The 15,691-nt window shown below is 68.3% G+C and carries 12 protein-coding genes; 4 read left to right on the plus strand and 8 right to left on the minus strand.

What is annotated here, in order from left to right; translation table 11 throughout:
• Positions 1–177: 177 nt before the first annotated feature.
• From ACZ4XD_RS11620 to ACZ4XD_RS11630, 3 genes are all read left to right on the plus strand, one after another.
• Positions 178–1,248, plus strand: a complete 1,071-nt coding sequence (locus ACZ4XD_RS11620; RefSeq protein ID WP_468040759.1) for a ParA family protein — start codon at positions 178–180, stop codon at positions 1,246–1,248.
• Complete coding sequence (locus tag ACZ4XD_RS11625) at positions 1,245–2,336, plus strand: ParB/RepB/Spo0J family partition protein (protein WP_468040761.1); 1,092 nt, start codon at positions 1,245–1,247, stop codon at positions 2,334–2,336. The genes ACZ4XD_RS11620 and ACZ4XD_RS11625 overlap by 4 nt, the downstream gene beginning before the upstream one ends.
• A gap of 309 nt (positions 2,337–2,645) precedes the next feature.
• Complete coding sequence (locus tag ACZ4XD_RS11630; protein ID WP_030075726.1) at positions 2,646–3,263, plus strand: GNAT family N-acetyltransferase; 618 nt, start codon at positions 2,646–2,648, stop codon at positions 3,261–3,263.
• 89 nt (positions 3,264–3,352) lie between these two features.
• On the opposite strand, the gene trxA is transcribed toward ACZ4XD_RS11630, so the two are convergent.
• From trxA to ACZ4XD_RS11665, 7 genes are all read right to left on the minus strand, one after another.
• Positions 3,353–3,679, minus strand: a complete 327-nt coding sequence (gene trxA, locus ACZ4XD_RS11635; protein WP_042150984.1) for a thioredoxin — start codon at positions 3,677–3,679, stop codon at positions 3,353–3,355.
• 46 nt (positions 3,680–3,725) lie between these two features.
• Positions 3,726–4,700, minus strand: coding sequence for a thioredoxin-disulfide reductase (trxB, locus tag ACZ4XD_RS11640; RefSeq protein ID WP_468040764.1), 975 nt, complete (start codon positions 4,698–4,700; stop codon positions 3,726–3,728).
• A 114-nt stretch (positions 4,701–4,814) separates the two neighbouring features.
• Positions 4,815–5,762 carry a hypothetical protein gene (locus ACZ4XD_RS11645; protein WP_468040766.1) on the minus strand — a complete coding sequence of 316 codons (948 nt, stop codon included), beginning with the start codon at positions 5,760–5,762 and terminating at the stop codon, positions 4,815–4,817.
• On the minus strand, positions 5,759–6,442 hold the full coding sequence (gene sigM, locus ACZ4XD_RS11650) for an RNA polymerase sigma factor SigM (protein WP_468040768.1): 684 nt from the start codon (positions 6,440–6,442) through the stop codon (positions 5,759–5,761). Before sigM ends, ACZ4XD_RS11645 begins: the two co-directional genes overlap by 4 nt.
• Positions 6,443–6,877: 435 nt before the next feature.
• Complete coding sequence (locus tag ACZ4XD_RS11655; RefSeq protein ID WP_468040770.1) at positions 6,878–8,590, minus strand: protein kinase family protein; 1,713 nt, start codon at positions 8,588–8,590, stop codon at positions 6,878–6,880.
• 107 nt (positions 8,591–8,697) lie between these two features.
• Positions 8,698–10,905, minus strand: coding sequence for a murein biosynthesis integral membrane protein MurJ (gene murJ / locus ACZ4XD_RS11660; RefSeq protein ID WP_468040774.1), 2,208 nt, complete (start codon positions 10,903–10,905; stop codon positions 8,698–8,700).
• A gap of 46 nt (positions 10,906–10,951) precedes the next feature.
• Entirely contained in the window at positions 10,952–13,207 is a 2,256-nt protein-coding gene (locus ACZ4XD_RS11665) for a DUF6049 family protein (RefSeq protein ID WP_468040777.1), read from the minus strand.
• A gap of 249 nt (positions 13,208–13,456) precedes the next feature.
• Between ACZ4XD_RS11665 and ACZ4XD_RS11670 the strand changes: the two genes are divergently transcribed.
• Positions 13,457–14,932, plus strand: coding sequence for a CCA tRNA nucleotidyltransferase (locus ACZ4XD_RS11670; protein ID WP_468040780.1), 1,476 nt, complete (start codon positions 13,457–13,459; stop codon positions 14,930–14,932).
• A gap of 89 nt (positions 14,933–15,021) precedes the next feature.
• On the opposite strand, the gene ACZ4XD_RS11675 is transcribed toward ACZ4XD_RS11670, so the two are convergent.
• Entirely contained in the window at positions 15,022–15,600 is a 579-nt protein-coding gene (locus ACZ4XD_RS11675; RefSeq protein WP_468040783.1) for an LppU/SCO3897 family protein, read from the minus strand.
• Positions 15,601–15,691: the final 91 nt, after the last annotated feature.

The following is a 15,691-nucleotide window of genomic DNA, read 5'->3' on the forward strand; positions in this document are numbered from 1 at the left end:
CGTGACGCTGGCATCGTGTTTCACGTGAAACGTCGTTCTCTGCTGCAAGGGATCATCGACCGTGGTCGTGCGGCCGCCGTGCCGCGCGACCGTAGACCCACAAGGGTCAGCGAAGTATCCACAGAAGTGGATTCGTCCACAGGAGAACGGACCTCACTGGTTCACGACACCGAAAGCATGGCAGGCTCTGAACATTGCGAGCCTGATGTCGAGGAGAGTGAATCCTTGCGGTCCGACGCCAACATCGCGGGACCGATGACCGATCCGGTCCCCGGTCCCCGTAGCGAGTCGTTCGGGGACGACGTTTCACGTGAAACGCCGCCCCCGATGGACGACACCCCGATCGGTCGTGCAGCTCAGCTTGCGGTGGAGGCACTTGGCCGCGCGGGTGAGGGGCTGCCCCGGCCTGAACAGACCCGGGTCATGGTGGTTGCCAACCAGAAGGGCGGGGTCGGCAAGACCACGACCACGGTGAACCTGGCGGCCTCATTGGCCCTGCACGGTGCCCGGGTCCTGGTGATCGACCTCGACCCCCAGGGCAATGCCTCTACGGCACTGGGGATCGACCACCACTCCGAAGTGCCCTCCATCTATGACGTGCTGGTGGACAGCAAGCCGCTATCCGATGTGGTGCAGCCGGTCGCGGATGTGGAGGGCCTCTTCTGTGCCCCCGCCACGATCGATCTGGCCGGTGCGGAGATCGAGCTGGTCTCGCTGGTGGCGCGGGAGAGCCGGCTGGACCGCGCCATCAAGGCGTACGAACAGCCTCTGGACTACATCTTCATCGACTGCCCGCCCTCCCTCGGCCTGCTGACGGTCAACGCTCTGGTCGCAGGCGCCGAGGTGCTGATCCCGATTCAGTGCGAGTACTACGCGCTGGAGGGCCTGGGACAGCTGCTGCGGAACGTCGATCTGGTGCGGGGCCATCTCAACCCCAAGCTCCATGTCTCGACGATTCTGCTCACCATGTACGACGGGCGCACCCGGCTGGCCTCCCAGGTCGCCGATGAGGTGCGCAGCCACTTCGGCCATGAGGTGCTCCGTACGAGCATCCCTCGCTCGGTGCGCATCTCCGAGGCACCCAGCTATGGGCAGACGGTGCTCACCTATGACCCGGGATCCAGCGGCTCGCTGTCCTATCTCGAAGCGGCCCGGGAGATCGCCTTGCGTGGGGCCCCGCAAACCGGGGGCCAGGGCCTCAGCGTCAACTATGAAGCACAGCACAGCATCTCGGAGGGGACTCAGTGAGTGAACGACGTAGAGGCCTGGGCCGTGGGCTCGGTGCGCTGATCCCCGCGGCACCGCAGAGCACGGATCATGCCGGACCCGCAGGACAGGGAGCGACGTCACCGTCGTCCGTACCCGTCCTGGCCCCGGAGCGTGGGGTGGCGGCCGCCAAGGTGACGTCGCTGCCGGCGCACGGTGTTTCACGTGAAACGGAAGCACCGGCCGCGACGGAGGCGGCGGGCATCTCGGAGGTGGCCGGCGCGCACTTCGCCGAGGTGCCGCTGGACACGATCAAGCCGAACCCGCGGCAGCCACGCGAGGTCTTCGACGAGGATGCCCTGGCCGAGCTGGTCACCTCCATCAAGGAGGTGGGCCTGCTCCAGCCGGTGGTGGTCCGTCAGACGGGGCCGGGGCGGTATGAGCTCATCATGGGTGAGCGCCGCTGGCGGGCATGCCGTGAGGCCGGGCTGGAAAAGATTCCCGCGATCGTCCGGGCCACGGACGATGAGAAGCTGCTGCTCGATGCGCTTCTGGAGAACCTCCACCGGGCCCAGCTCAACCCGCTGGAAGAGGCAGCCGCCTATGACCAGTTGCTGAAGGACTTCCAGTGCACGCATGACGAGCTGGCCGACCGGATCGGGCGTTCGCGCCCGCAGGTCTCCAACACGCTGCGGCTGCTGAAGCTCTCGCCGTCCGTGCAGAAGCGGCTTGCCGCGGGTGTGCTCTCCGCGGGCCATGCCCGTGCCCTGCTCTCCGTGGAGGACTCGGAGGAGCAGGACCACCTGGCGCGCCGCATCGTCGCGGAGGGACTCTCGGTCCGTTCCGTTGAGGAGATCGTGACGCTCATGGGGTCGGCCCCCAAGGGCGCGAGCAAGGCCAAGGGGCCGCGTGCCGGCACCCGGGTGTCCCCCGCGCTCACGGGTCTCGCTTCCCGGCTGTCCGACCGCTTCGAGACCCGGGTGAAGGTCGACCTGGGGCAGAAGAAGGGAAAGATCGTCGTTGAGTTCGCCTCGATGGACGATCTGGAGCGCATTCTCGGCACCCTCGCCCCGGGTGAGGGGCGCGTCCTGGGCCAGTCGCTGGCCGAGGAGAGCGACGAAGAGGAGTGAGCTGACGCTCTCGGCTCCCGGGCGGGCCGTGTTCCGGAGCCCACGCCGGAACACGTGCCCGCCCTTTGCACTCTTGCGGTACCCCTGCCCGTAAAGGGTGGATACGATGCGTTCGGGTATGGCACGCATCCATGTGGAGACAGCTCACACCGAGGAGAGGGCCATGCGATCGGTGAGCCGCACCGGACTGCTGGCAGCGGGCTTCGGTCTCGCAGCCGTCGGAGGGTTCGTTGGTGGTCTGCTCAGAGAGCAGGTGGCGCTGACGGCGCTGCGAGGTGTGGCAGGCGAGGAAAGCGAGGACCTGGGTTCATGGGCCGTCGGCTCGTACCGCTCACGCTGGACAACCTTCCGGACCTCCCCAAGCGCTGCCGCTCCTGTGTCTTCTGGGAGCTCGACCCCGTCAGTGGCGAGGCCGCGGTAAAAGCGGGTCGCCCTGAGCTCGAAAAGGAAGCCTGGATCTCGGCAGTACTGCTGGAGTGGGGGTCCTGTGGGCGGGTGGTCTATGTCGATGAGGTGCCGGTCGGGTTCGTGATGTACGCCCCGCCGGCCTATGTGCCGCGCTCCACGGCCTTCCCCACGAGCCCGGTCTCACCGGATGCGGTGCAGCTGCTGACGGCCTGGCTGATTCCCGGCTACCAAGGCCAGGGGCTGGGGCGGGTGATGGTCCAGACGGTTGCCAAGGACCTCATCCAGCGCGGCTTCAAAGCCATCGAGGCCTTCGGCGATGCCCGCTGGAGTGAGCCGGCCTGTGTGCTGCCCGCCGATCATCTGCTCGCGGTGGGCTTCAAGACCGTGCGTCCCCACCCCCGTTTTCCTCGACTGCGGCTTGAGCTGCGTACGACCATCTCGTGGAAGGAAGATGTCGAGCTGGCACTCGACCGCTTGCTGGGAGCCGTCCAGAAGGAACCCGCACTGCGACCGCTGTAGAGCCGAGCCGAAGTTTCCCGTGAAACAGAGAACGGGCCCGCCCCCTCGTGGGGGACGGGCCCGTTTCCCGTGAAACGTGGCGGCATGACTCAGCCGAGGAAGTCCGCCAGGTCGCGCTCGATCGCGGCCTTCGGCTTGGCACCGACGATGGTCTTCACGACCTCGCCGCCCTGGTAGACGTTCATGGTCGGGATCGACATGACGCCGTACTTGGCGGTGGTGGCCGGGTTCTCGTCGGTGTTCAGCTTGGCGATGACGATCCCGTCGTGCTCCGCGGCGATCGCCTCCAGGGACGGGGCGATCTGGCGGCACGGGCCGCACCAGGTGGCCCAGAAGTCCACGAGAACGGGCTTGTCGCTCTTGAGGACGACCTCTTCGAAGTTGTCGTCCGTGACGGTCACCGTGGCGCCGGCCATGGGAATCTCCTTACTGGGTGGGTGGTGGGAAAGCTGGGTGCGCGGGTCAGGCGGCGGGGGTCTTCTCCGGCTCGGGCGTCGACTCGCCGCCCGTCAGGGCAGCGAGGAACCGCTCGGCGTCGAGGGCGGCGGAACAGCCCGTGCCGGCCGCGGTGATCGCCTGACGGTAGGTGTGGTCGACAACATCGCCGGCGGCGAAGACGCCAGTCAGGTTGGTACGCGTGCTGGGGGCGTCGACCTTGAGGTAGCCGTCGTCGTCGAGGTTCAGCTGGCCCTTGAACAGCTCGGTCCGCGGGTCGTGGCCGATCGCGATGAAGAGGCCGGTGACGGGGAGCTCGGAGGTCTCGCCGGTCTTGAGGTTGCGCAGGGTCAGACCCGAGAGCTTGCTCTCACCGTGGATCTCGGCGACCTCGCTGTCCCACACGAACTTGATCTTCGGGTCGGCGAACGCACGCTCCTGCATCGCCTTGCTGGCCCGCAGGGTGTCACGGCGGTGGACGACCGTGACCGACTTGGCGAAGCGGGAGAGGAAGGTGGCCTCCTCCATCGCGGTGTCGCCTCCGCCGATGACGGCGATGTCCTGGTCCTTGAAGAAGAACCCGTCGCAGGTGGCGCACCACGAGACGCCGCGACCGGACAGCTCGTCCTCACGGGGCAGGCCGAGCTTGCGGTGCTGCGAGCCGGTGCTGACGATCACGGTCTTCGCCCGGTGCACATTGCCGGCGGTGTCGGTGACGGTCTTGATCTCGTCGGAGAGATCGACCGCGACAATGTCGTCCGGGACAAGCTCGGCGCCGAAGCGCTCCGCCTGGGCACGCATGTTGTCCATGAGGTCCGGCCCCATGATGCCGTCGCGGAAACCGGGGAAGTTCTCCACGTCGGTGGTGTTCATCAGTGCGCCTCCGGCGGTGACGGCACCTTCGAAGACCAGCGGCTTCAGGGACGCGCGGGCGGTGTAGAGCGCTGCGGTGTAGCCCGCGGGCCCGGAGCCGATGATGATCACGTTGCGGACGTCGCTCACGGGTGTCTTCCTTGTCTCTGCCGACTGCTTGCTGGGGCTCTCGGTTCTCTCACCCCACCCAACGGATCCTACGGGGCGAGCATTCCCGGAGTGTCACAGCGCACTTCTCGTCGCTCAGTCTCGCTGGAACGAGTGCGACAGCAGAACCTTTCCGGGAGCCGGTGGCGTGGCAGAGACGCAGGAGGCAGCGATGACATACGCAGAGACGCGCTGGGGATCGGCCGGATCCGGCAGCACCACGAGGTAGGCGTCCTTGCCCTGGTAGCGCGTATGGCTGGTCGCCAGCGGAGTCTCCGGACGGGCGATGCCATGGCGGACGCAGGACGGAATGGTGTCGGCGCTGCCGCGCATCGGGGAGTCAGGGGAGCTCCGGGTCCCGATGCCGGGCGACTTGTGTGAGCCCTTCGACGTCAGCAGTTCATCCACATGCGATTCGAGACTTGCCGCGGTGACGGCGCTCTCCTCGCCGGTCTTCTTCTCCGGGGTGGCGGTGGTTCGGCCCTGCTTGCTCGTCTGGGTGCCGTCGAGGGCGGCGTTCTGAATGAGCAGGCCGCCGAAGCTGAAGACCGCCGCGGCCGCCGCGGTGCCGAGCAGCATCCGTGGCCAGCGCCGCGCACGGGATGCGCGGCCGCCGGGCGTCTGCCGTCCCGGTCCCGAGGAGCCCCGGGGGCGTCCGGCGGGCCGGGCGGCCGGTGTCCCACGGCGGGGCGCCTCTTCGTCGGTTTCACGTGAAACCACGACGGGGACGGCGGCTGTTTCACGTGAAACTTGCGCCGTGGCGAGAGGAGTAGTGGCGTCCAGCAGCGCTTCGGCGGCGAGGGCGGCATCGATGCGACCGGCGACATCGGCCGGCATCCGCAGCGGGCCGGGGAGCGTGCCGAGCAGCGACCGGATTTCCTCCAGGGACGCATAGACGTCGTCGCACAGGGGACAAGTGGCGAGATGGTCGCGCAGTTCCGCGGTGCGCGAGGGAGAAAGCAGCCCGTCCGAGAGCTCGGAGATCTCGGAGACCTCCGGGTGCTCACCTGTGGGGTGCTCACCCGTGCCGGTCGTCGACGTCACGCTCGCCCACCTCCGCCCTTCACGGCACCTGTGTCCTTCGGCCCTGCCGTCGGTGGGACGGATGTCCCCTGCGCCCGGTTCCTTCCCCCGCTCACGGGTTTGCTATCCCCGTTGTCAGCGCGCAGATGGGTGACCAAGGGCAGGAGCCGAGCCCGGCCCCGTGCGCAGCGGCTTTTCACCGTTCCGGTCGGGATGTCGAGGATCGACGCGGCCTCCGCGACGGGGTAGCCCTGCATATCGACGAGGACGAGCGCGGCCCGCTGTTCCTCGGGAAGGGTGCGGAGGGCGCTGAGCAGCTCCCGGTGCAGATCCTGGCGCTCGGCGGGTGCCGCTGCGGACTCCTCGGGTTCCAGCAGCTGCTCCAGTCGCTCGGTCTCGGCGACGGGCGAAGTGCGCCGCGAAGCGGCCTTGCGGGCCCGGTCCAGACAGGCATTGACCGTGATGCGGTGCAGCCACGTCGTCACCGCGGACTGACCGCGGAAGGTGTGTGCCGCTCGGTAGGCGGAGACCAAGGCGTCCTGCACGGCATCGGCGGCCTCTTCGCGATCCCCCAGGGTGCGCAGCGCCACCGCCCAGAGACGGTCGCGGTGCCGCCGGACGATCTCCCCGAACGCCTCGGGGTCACCAGCGACATGGCGAGCGATGAGGTCTTGATCACTAGATTCCTCTAGCAGACCCACCCATACCCCCTCACCTAGCGCCGACTCCTGGGAATCTTGCCCCCTGTAGGACATCGGCGTAAAGATCGCCAACCTGCTGCTACCTGATGTAAGTGTCTCCTGACGTGCAGCAACAATGCGTCACTGTTCATCGTAGGCAGGTGTGTGGAGAACCACTAGGCAGCTCATCTACTCGTGGACCAGTGACCTTCTTGCCCGAAAACACAAAAGGATGCGTTGCTGTTTTTGCTTCTTAGAGGCGTGCTTCTCAGGTGTCGCTTTGACCTTGAGAGCGCGCTGCCGCCGATGGGCGCGATCGCTGGGCGGCCGGGCCGAGTTGCGCCGGGACTGGGCTGGTCTGCCGCACGATGTCGCCCCGCCGACCCGAAGGTTGACGGGGCGTACTCGTCCTCGTATTTCTACCGGTTCCCGGTGCGCTGAGTTAATGCTGGTGAGTCAGCTGAAGATTTTGATCTCTGAAATGCCGCCGCGGAACCAATCCGATGTTCCATCAGAGGAAAGTTTCGTGATGTGGACCAGGACATAGCGAGACTTCACCGGCTGGTCGAGCTTCACATCCAGCTTGTCGCCGGCTTTCCCCAGCTTGGAAACGCGTTGTGAGAAATCATCGAGCGTCGTCGGATCCGCTGCGGAGGGTGCTGCTGCGCGGATTTCCACGGTCTGGCCCGGCCGATACATGGAGACCTGTATCCCGGAGATGTCCTTGGCGCTCCCGAGGTCCACGATGATTCCGCTGCCATCGGCGCGCGGCGGCAGGTTTCCGAAGTTGGGCCAGCCCCTGAACCGTCCGGTCACCCAAGCAGTGCTTGGATCGCCGTCCGTGACATTGTGGGCTTCATCCTCCGAGAAAGGCTCGGCCAGGGGCGAGAACTCCGTGACGCCCTTGATCGAGACCGCCTTTCCTGTGTGCTTCTTCGGACCGCCGGCCGGCTGTGAGTTCCCCGGGGCGTCCTGATCCTTCTCCCGCTTCAGCAGCGTGTCCGCCAGCTGCCAGCTGCCAAGCCCCAATGCCGCGATGAGCAGCGCCGAGACGGACCACTTCAGGGCCCGGCCGGTGCGGCTCTGCAACGGCGACGGAGGCGAGCTGACCGGCTGCGTGGCATGCGGTGCCGGCGCTCCGTGGGCGGACGACTGCCGGTAGCTGCCCTGCTGGTAGCCCGTGCGCTGGTACGGCGGAGGGGTGGAGAAGGCGGTCTCCGGGGGCCGGATGCGGGGCATGGCCGCGACGGCCTTGGCCAGCTCCTCCGGGGTGGTGCACGGCTGCTCCTGGCGGGAGGCCGTCGCGCCATCGTTGATCAGTGCGCGCATGGCCAGCTCGGACAGCCCGCGATGGACCCCGGCCCGCACTTGGTCGGGTGCGATCAGCCCGACGCCCTTGGGCAGGCCGGTGAGGCCATGGGCGTCGTTCTCGTACGGCCAGCGCTGGGTCAGCGCGGCGTACAGCAGCGCACCGATCGCCTCGGTGTCCGCGCGCTGCGGAGACTCGCAGGTGATGCCGCGCAGTGCCGCCATGACGGCCAGGCCGCGGATGCGGTACTGCCCGGACTCCGTACGCAGCACCGAGCCGGGGGTGATCCGCAGATGGGAGAGGCCTTCGCGGTGCGCGGCGGCCATGGCCTGGGAGACCTGGCTGACGAGCTGGTAGGCGTCGTGCGGCTCCAGCGGGCCGTTGGCGAGCACCGTGGTGAGCTCGGTGGCGTCCGGCAGCCACTCGTGGACGACGTAGACGAGGTCGTTCTCCTCGACGGCGTCCAGGACCTGGACGAACCGGGGGTCGCCGAGCAGCGCCGACGAGCGGGCCGCGGACAGCACCGGCCGGGCTCTGGGATGGTCGGCGGGCAGGATATGCACCCCGACGGCGCGGCGCAGCTTTTCGTCGACCGCACGCCAGCTGCTGAATCCGTCCAGACGGGTGACGCACTCTTCGAGGCGGTAGCGTCTGGCAAGCTTGTGGCCGCTGTGCAGTTCCGGTGGCTGGGCTTCGATCGCCTCAGCACGCTCCTCGTCGGTGCCTGCGGCGTCCTGTTCCCTGCCGGATACCTTCTCGGCCTTAGCACCGTCGTCCGTGGCCTTACCCGCCTTGGCGGTCAGCGGTTCCTCACCGCTCGTGTCAGCCACGTCGACGGCAGCCGTGCTCCGTTCCGCCACCGTCGTTCCTGCCTCCCCATCCGTTGCAGGCTCAAAGAGCCAAGACAATTGTGCCCACAGTCCGCCACTATGCACGACACACGGTGGCAGTCGATGGTTGTGCTCAACTAACGTCCAAGCTTCGACCGGACCATGCCGACCAGGGCGTTCAGTTCCTCAATGCGCATTTTGCGTGCGGCGACGTAGAACACGCCCAGAAGTGCGCCGATACCGGCGACCAGAGCGGTGATCGACCCGAGGAATCCGCTGCCGAGTGTCTGCATGATCCCGTACACCGCGGCTCCCGAGATGATCGTGGCCGGGATGCTGGCGCCGGCCAGCCGTGCATAGGTCCGGACGACGTGGGCGGTGTCGAGGTCGCCGTCCATGCGCTTGCTCAGCCTGCGCCAGGCCACACCGACGCCGATGATGTACGCCAGGCCGTAGGAGGCCGCCATGCCGACCACGGCCCAGCGGGCCGGCAGGACCAGGAAGCAGAGGCCGGAGGCCGCCGCGTTGACGGCGGCGACGATCACCGTGTTGTAGAAGGGGGTGCGGGTGTCCTCGTACGCGTAGAAGGCGCGCAGGACGACGTACTGCACCGAGAACGGGATCAGGCCCACACCGAAGGCCATCAGCATGTACCCCATCGGGATGCCGGCGCCGGACGAGCCGTAGACCAGCGTGCACAGCGGGATGCCGAGGGAGAGGAAGCCGAACGAGATCGGGACGATGGCGACGGCGGAGGTGCGCAGGCCCTGCGACATGTCGTCGCGGACGGCTCCGGTGTCACCGTCGTGCGCGGACCGGGCCAGCCGCGGCAGCAGCGCCGCCATCACGGAGACGGTGATGATCGCCTGCGGCATGTTCCAGATCAGCTGTGCGCTGGCGTACGAGATGAAGCCGGTGCCCGGGTGGCCCTGGTCGTTGGCGGTGTTGCCGGCCCAGGTGGAGAGCTGGGTGACGACGAGGACGCCCGCCTGGTTGGCGAGTACGAACAGCACCGTCCACTTGGCGAGCTTGGCGGCCTTGCCCAGGCCGTGGCCGCGCCAGTCGAAGCGGAGCCGGAGCTTGAAGTCGGCGTCGCGCAGATACGGGATCATCGCCAGCGACTGGACGACGAGCCCGAGGAGGGTGCCGATGCCCAGGAGCCGGATGCCCTCGTCGGGGATCGTGGTGACGCCGATGTGCGAGGTCTCCGCCGAGCCGTAGACCCAGATGAACAGGCCGAAGGTGGCGATCATGACGATGTTGTTGAGGACCGGGGTCCACATCATCGCGCCGAAGCGGCCGCGGGCGTTGAGGATCTGGCCCATCACGACGTGCAGACCCATGAAGAAGATCGTGGGCACGCAGTAACGGGTGAAGGCGACCGCGACCTCGTTGGCCGCCGGGTCACGGGAGATGTCGAACGAGACCAGCTTCACCAGCAAGGGCGCCGCGAAGACCGCCAGCACCGTGAGCAGGCCGAGGATCACCATGACCAGCGTCAGCAGCCGGTTGGCATAGGCCTCGCCACCGTCGTCGTCCTCCTTCATCGCGCGCACCAGCTGCGGGACGAAGACGGAGTTCAGACCGCCGCCGATGGTCAGGATGAAGATCATCGTCGGAAGTTGGTAGGCGACCTGCCAGGAGTCACCGAGCACCGCACCGCCGAGCGCCGCGACGATCAGTGCCGAGCGGACGAAGCCGGTGAGACGCGACACCATCGTGCCGGCGGCCATGACCGCGCTGGACTTGAGCAGACCGCCGCCCCGGCCACCGGCGGGCTTGCCGGCCGCCGCCACGGGGGCGGGCTCCGGCGCCGGCTGCTGGGGCACGGCCTCCGGGCCGGGCGCCGCACCGGCCGCCGCGGGGCCCGGAGGCACCGGAGCGGGCTGCTGGGGCTCGTAGTGCTGCTGGTCCCGGTAGAGATGCGCGAAGGCGTCGGGCTCCGGAGGCTCGCCGGCGGCCTGGGTCCTGAGGACGTTGAGGCCCAGGGGCTGTGTGGTCTTGTCGGCCTCGCCGTACGGGAGGCCGGTGGCCGGACCCTGCTGCTCGGGCGACGGGGACGGGGCCCACAGTTGCGGGTCGGGCGTGTGACGCCCTGCGGGAGGCTGCTGGTAGCGCGGAGGCGCGGGCTGACCCGGGGGCGGCGGTGGGTGCGCCGCGCGGTCGTAGCGCGCCTCGGCCACCGGCTCCTGAGCGGTCGGGTCCTGGGCGCGGTACGGATCGTTGCGGTAGGCGTCCTGGACGAAGGGGTCCTGGTCCGCGGGCAACGGGGGCGTCGGAGGGACCGGGCCCGTGGGGTCGCCATTGGCGCCCCGGCCCCGGTCACCGTCATACGGCGCGTTCATCGCTGCCCCACCTCATCCGTCGCCGGCCATCCGGCCCCGCCAACTATCAACGGTCCACTTTCTCACCTGAGCCGGACGGGTCGGAGCTTTCCGATCCGGTGTCCGGGCTGGGGTCACTCGGCTGCTCGGGCTCGTCGCCGTCCGTGCCGCCGTTGTCGCCATCCGTACCTGTGTCGCCCTCGGGACCCTCGTCGTCGGACCCGCCCTCAGCGCGCCGGGCGGCCGCCCGCTTGCGCTGGAGATAGATCCGCACACCGGCGAGGACGAGCAGCAGCACACCGCCGGCGATGACGAGCATCACCGTGGCGGTGATCTCCGTGACGTTCACCTGGAACGTCATGCGGTCACCGTAGGGCTTTCCGTCCGCCGTGTAGAGCTGGGCGGTCACCCAGGCCCGGCCGTTGGCGTTCGCCGTGGTGGCGAACTTGAACGACTGGCTGTGGCCGCCGTCCACCGTGATCTGCTGCGCCTTACCCACGTCCAGCCGGTTGGGCTGGGACGAGGTCAGCTTCAGCGTCATGTCCTTGACGCCCTGGACCAGGTTGTTCTGGACCGTCACCGGAATCGTGGCGCTGCGCCCGGAGAGCGTCGCCCCCGACTTCTGGATCAGGTGCACCTTCTTGGTCAGACCGTCGAGGTAGCTGCGTACGGAGCGCCGGAAACCCGCGGCACCGGCGGCATCGCCGCGCCACTCCGTCGACATCTCCCGCATTATGGCGCTGCCGAAGGGGGTCACCACACGCTCGGGCTGGGCCAGGATCACCCGGTAGTCGTCCAGTGCGGCCTGGGTGCCCCGGATCTGCCGGAAGGCGGAGGTGGGGAGCTCCTGCCGGCGCAGCGAGGACGGGTAGGCGGCGCCGCTCGGCACCCGGCGGGTGGCCGACGGGTCGGGCTTGGCCTTGGCCGCCTTGCCGAGGCTCAGCGGCTGGCTCCAGCTTCCGGAGTCGTCCAGCGTCCGCAGGGCGGTGGCCATGGCGTGGGCCTGGCTGACCGACGGCATGCGCTGCGGCGCGACGACGACGCTGCGCTGCCGGCCGGGGTCCTCCAGGTTGATCATCTGGGTCTGGGCGAGGAAGTCCTGGACCGCGTGGGCGGAGTTTCCGGCCTTCGTCATATCGCCTTCGAAGGCCCGGGAGAGCTGCGCGTCCGCGACGACGGCGGTGTTGCCGCCGCCGATGGGGCGGGCCGCCGTCGGGGTGTAGGACAGTCCCCCGGTCTCCCGCAGGCTGTCGCTGCGGGTGATCACATTGTGCGCACCGGCCGAGGTCGCGACATCCACGACCGAGGAGTCGATCGCACCGTCGACGGGCCAGGCGAAGTCCGTCCGCGGCTTCACGCCGAGGATGGTGTCCACGGTCGACTCGGCGAGGTCGGTGGCCGGGCCGAGGTGGCTGAGCGCGCTGGGCACGCGCTTGCCGTGGTGCGCGAGCGAGGCGAGGTCGGGGTCGGCGAAGGGGAGCGCGACGACCTCATGTGTCTTGGCCGCGACTTCGAGCTCGTGCAGCCACTGCTTGGCGACCGCCTGATTCTTGCCCATGGGTCCGTCCGGACCGTTGACCCGGTAGGACTTGGTCATCGCGTCGACGGTCGCGAGCAGATCGGGATCGATGACCAAGGTCACCGGCAGATTCTTGCTGAGCGCGACCATCTGCTGCAGCCGGCCGCCCGGCGCGAGCTCGGCGGCGAGGTCGTCGTTGCGGAAGACCGGCGTCTGCTGGGCGTCGGCGTCGGTCTCGGCGGTGAGATGGGTGGAGGAGATCAGCGGCCACATGTATGTGAGCTGCGTCTTCTTCGTGGCGTCGGCTTCCTGCCAGGGCAGCAGCGTCCGGTCGAAACCGAGGACCTGGCTGTAGGGCGTGGCCTGCGAGCGCCCTGACACGGAGACACCGAGCTGGTACACACCGTTCTCATCGAGACGGAGATCCTTGACCGGCACGCTGAGCGTGAAGGTGCGGCTGACCCCGGGCTCCAGCTTGCCGATCTTCTTCGCGCTGCCCTTGATCTCCGCGCCGTCCGCGCTGGGCAGATAGCCGGTGCGGCGGGCCACATTGTCGATGGAGCTACGGCCGCCGAGCGCATCCCCGCGGTGCATGCCGATATGCGCGTCGGTGATCGTGCTGCGGCCGTCGTTGGTCAGCGTCCCGGAGACGGTGACCGAGTCGCTCTTGGAGGGAGCGGACGGGGACATCGAGTCGATGGTGACGTCGACGGTGCGGGAGCCGTTCGGGGCCGCTGCGGCGGTGGGGGCGTGCGGAACCTGGAGCAGCCCCACGAGCAGGAGCACCCCAGTGAGCAGTGTCACGGTCCTTCGCAACCATCGACCACGCGGCCGTTCAGTCCCCTGGAACCCTGCCGCCTCGGCCACGCGCTCGTCCGTCCCTCGTCGTCGTCAGTGGTCGTCGGAATGTGCGTCCACGAATGGTAACGAGGCCCGCCGGGCCGGAGTGCCAGGGACTGCTCCACATGATCGCGGCGCGGGGACCCGGGCGCCCGGCCTGACCCCTTTATTACGTGGCGCCTCGCGCTGCGCGGCCACGTACCCTGTTTTGTTGTGCCGAACGCCAACAATGACCTCCCTGCCCCGATCGCCGAGCGGACCCCGCAGTCGACGGACGCGCTGAACCATGTCCAGCGCCGCGCCGTGAGCGAGCTGCTGCGGGTGTCCCCCGTCGCGGATGACCTGGCCCGTCGATTCCAGGAGGCCGGGTTCACACTTGCCCTGGTCGGCGGCTCGGTCCGGGATGCGCTGCTGGGGCGCCTCGGCAATGACCTGGACTTCACCACCGATGCCCGCCCTGAGGACGTTCTGAAGATCGTCCGGCCGTGGGCGGACGCGGTCTGGGAGGTCGGCATCGCCTTTGGCACCGTCGGCTGCAAGAAGGACTCCTTCGACATCGAGGTCACGACGTATCGGTCCGAGGCGTACGACCGCACCTCCCGCAAGCCCGAGGTGTCGTACGGCGACTCCATCGAGCAGGATCTGGTGCGCCGGGACTTCACGGTGAACGCCATGGCGGTACTGCTCCCGCAGAAGGAGTTCGTCGACCCGCACGACGGTCTGGAGGACCTGGCGGCGCGGGTGCTGCGGACGCCGGGGACGCCGGAGGAGTCGTTCTCGGATGATCCGCTGCGGATGATGCGCGCAGCGCGCTTCGCTGCCCAGCTGGACTTCGAGGTGGACCCTGCGGTCTTCGCCGCGATGAAGGCGATGTCGGACCGCATCGAGATCGTCTCCGCGGAGCGCGTACGGGACGAGCTGAACAAGCTGCTCCTGGCGCCGCACCCGCGCGAGGGGCTGCGGCTGCTGGTCGATTCGGGCCTGGCCGGCCATGTCCTGCCCGAGCTGCCCGCGCTGCGGCTGGAAAGTGACGAGCATCACCGCCACAAGGACGTCTACGAGCACTCGCTGACGGTGCTGGAGCAGGCGATCGACCTGGAGGAGAACGGGCCCGATCTCGTGCTGCGGCTGGCGGCGCTCCTCCACGACATCGGCAAGCCCCGGACGCGGCGCTTCGAGAAGGACGGCCGGGTCTCCTTCCATCACCACGAAGTGGTGGGCGCGAAGATGACCAAGAAGCGGATGACCGCTCTGAAGTACTCCAACGACCTGATCAAGGACGTCTCACGGCTGGTGGAGCTGCACCTCCGCTTCCACGGCTATGGGACGGGAGAGTGGACGGACTCCGCGGTCCGTCGCTATGTGCGGGACGCCGGTCCGCAGCTGGAGCGGCTGCACAAGCTGACCCGCTCGGACTGCACGACCCGCAACAAGCGCAAGGCTGGTGCCCTGTCGCGCGCCTATGACGGGCTCGAGGAGCGCATCGCGCGGCTACAGGAGCAGGAAGAGCTGGAAGCGATCCGCCCGGACCTGGATGGCAACGAGATCATGCAGATTCTGGGCATCGGCCCGGGGCCCGAGGTCGGCAAGGCGTACAAGCAGATGCTTGAGCTGCGGCTGGAGCACGGGCCCATGGAGCGGGAGGCGGCCGTCGCCGCGCTGAAGGAGTGGTGGGCCGCTCAGAGCTGAGCGTGAAACGGGCGGTGTTTCACGTGAAACGAGGAGCGGTGTTTCACGTGAAACACCGCTCCTTCGTCTTCCGGCGCGTCCGGCGTGCGCTACTTCACCGAGGTCAGGCAGAGCACCATGCGGGTGTCGCCGCTCCTGCGACGGTGCACGTTCTTGACGTAGGCCGACTCTCCCTCGGAGCACACCGACGGGTCCGTGGTGTCGTTGTGCACGGTGCTCACTTTGTACTGGGCTGTCGAGTCGCCGCAGTCCACCACCTTGAGACCGTCGTCGAGTGAACTGCTGGACTTCTGCACACAGTCGCCGGCCTCAGCGCTCTCCGCGTCGTCCAGGCTATTGATCCAGATGAATGCGAAGAAGATCACCGCGATGCCGAAGCCGATGGCCCGCAGGATCGCCTTGGGGGACCGGCGTTTGGCGGGCTGCGGCGGCAGCACCGGAGCTCCGCCCTGCATGTAGGGCTGCTGCGGCTGGGGAGCCATGGGGTAACCCGGCGGCGGCTGCTGTCCGTACGGAGCCTGCGGCTGCGGCGGGTAGGCGTAGCCCTGGGGCTGGCCATAGGGAGCCTGCGGTGCTTGCGGCGCCTGCGGATAGGGGCTCTGGCCGTATGGCTGCTGCCCGTACGGCGCCTGGCCGTACGGATTCGGGCCCTGAGGCGGCGTGGTCATGGGATTCCCCCGTTATTGATGTGTACAGGCTCGTGCTGGAAGCCCGTAAGGTACCGGGTCCGTGCGCGCTCTGTTGCAGGGCCCAGGGGGC

This window comes from Streptomyces sp. NPDC029466, assembly GCF_055574515.1.

What these genes read in the sequence shown, in the direction of transcription:
- ACZ4XD_RS11620 (WP_468040759.1), top strand. Translation starts at nt 178, where the DNA reads ATGGCAGGCTCTGAACATTGCGAGCCTGATGTCGAGGAGAGTGAATCC.
- ACZ4XD_RS11630 (WP_030075726.1), top strand. Translation starts at nt 2,646, where the DNA reads ATGGGCCGTCGGCTCGTACCGCTCACGCTGGACAACCTTCCGGACCTC.
- trxA (WP_042150984.1), bottom strand. Translation starts at nt 3,679, where the DNA reads ATGGCCGGCGCCACGGTGACCGTCACGGACGACAACTTCGAAGAGGTC.
- murJ (WP_468040774.1), bottom strand. Translation starts at nt 10,905, where the DNA reads ATGAACGCGCCGTATGACGGTGACCGGGGCCGGGGCGCCAATGGCGAC.
- ACZ4XD_RS11675 (WP_468040783.1), bottom strand. Translation starts at nt 15,600, where the DNA reads ATGACCACGCCGCCTCAGGGCCCGAATCCGTACGGCCAGGCGCCGTAC.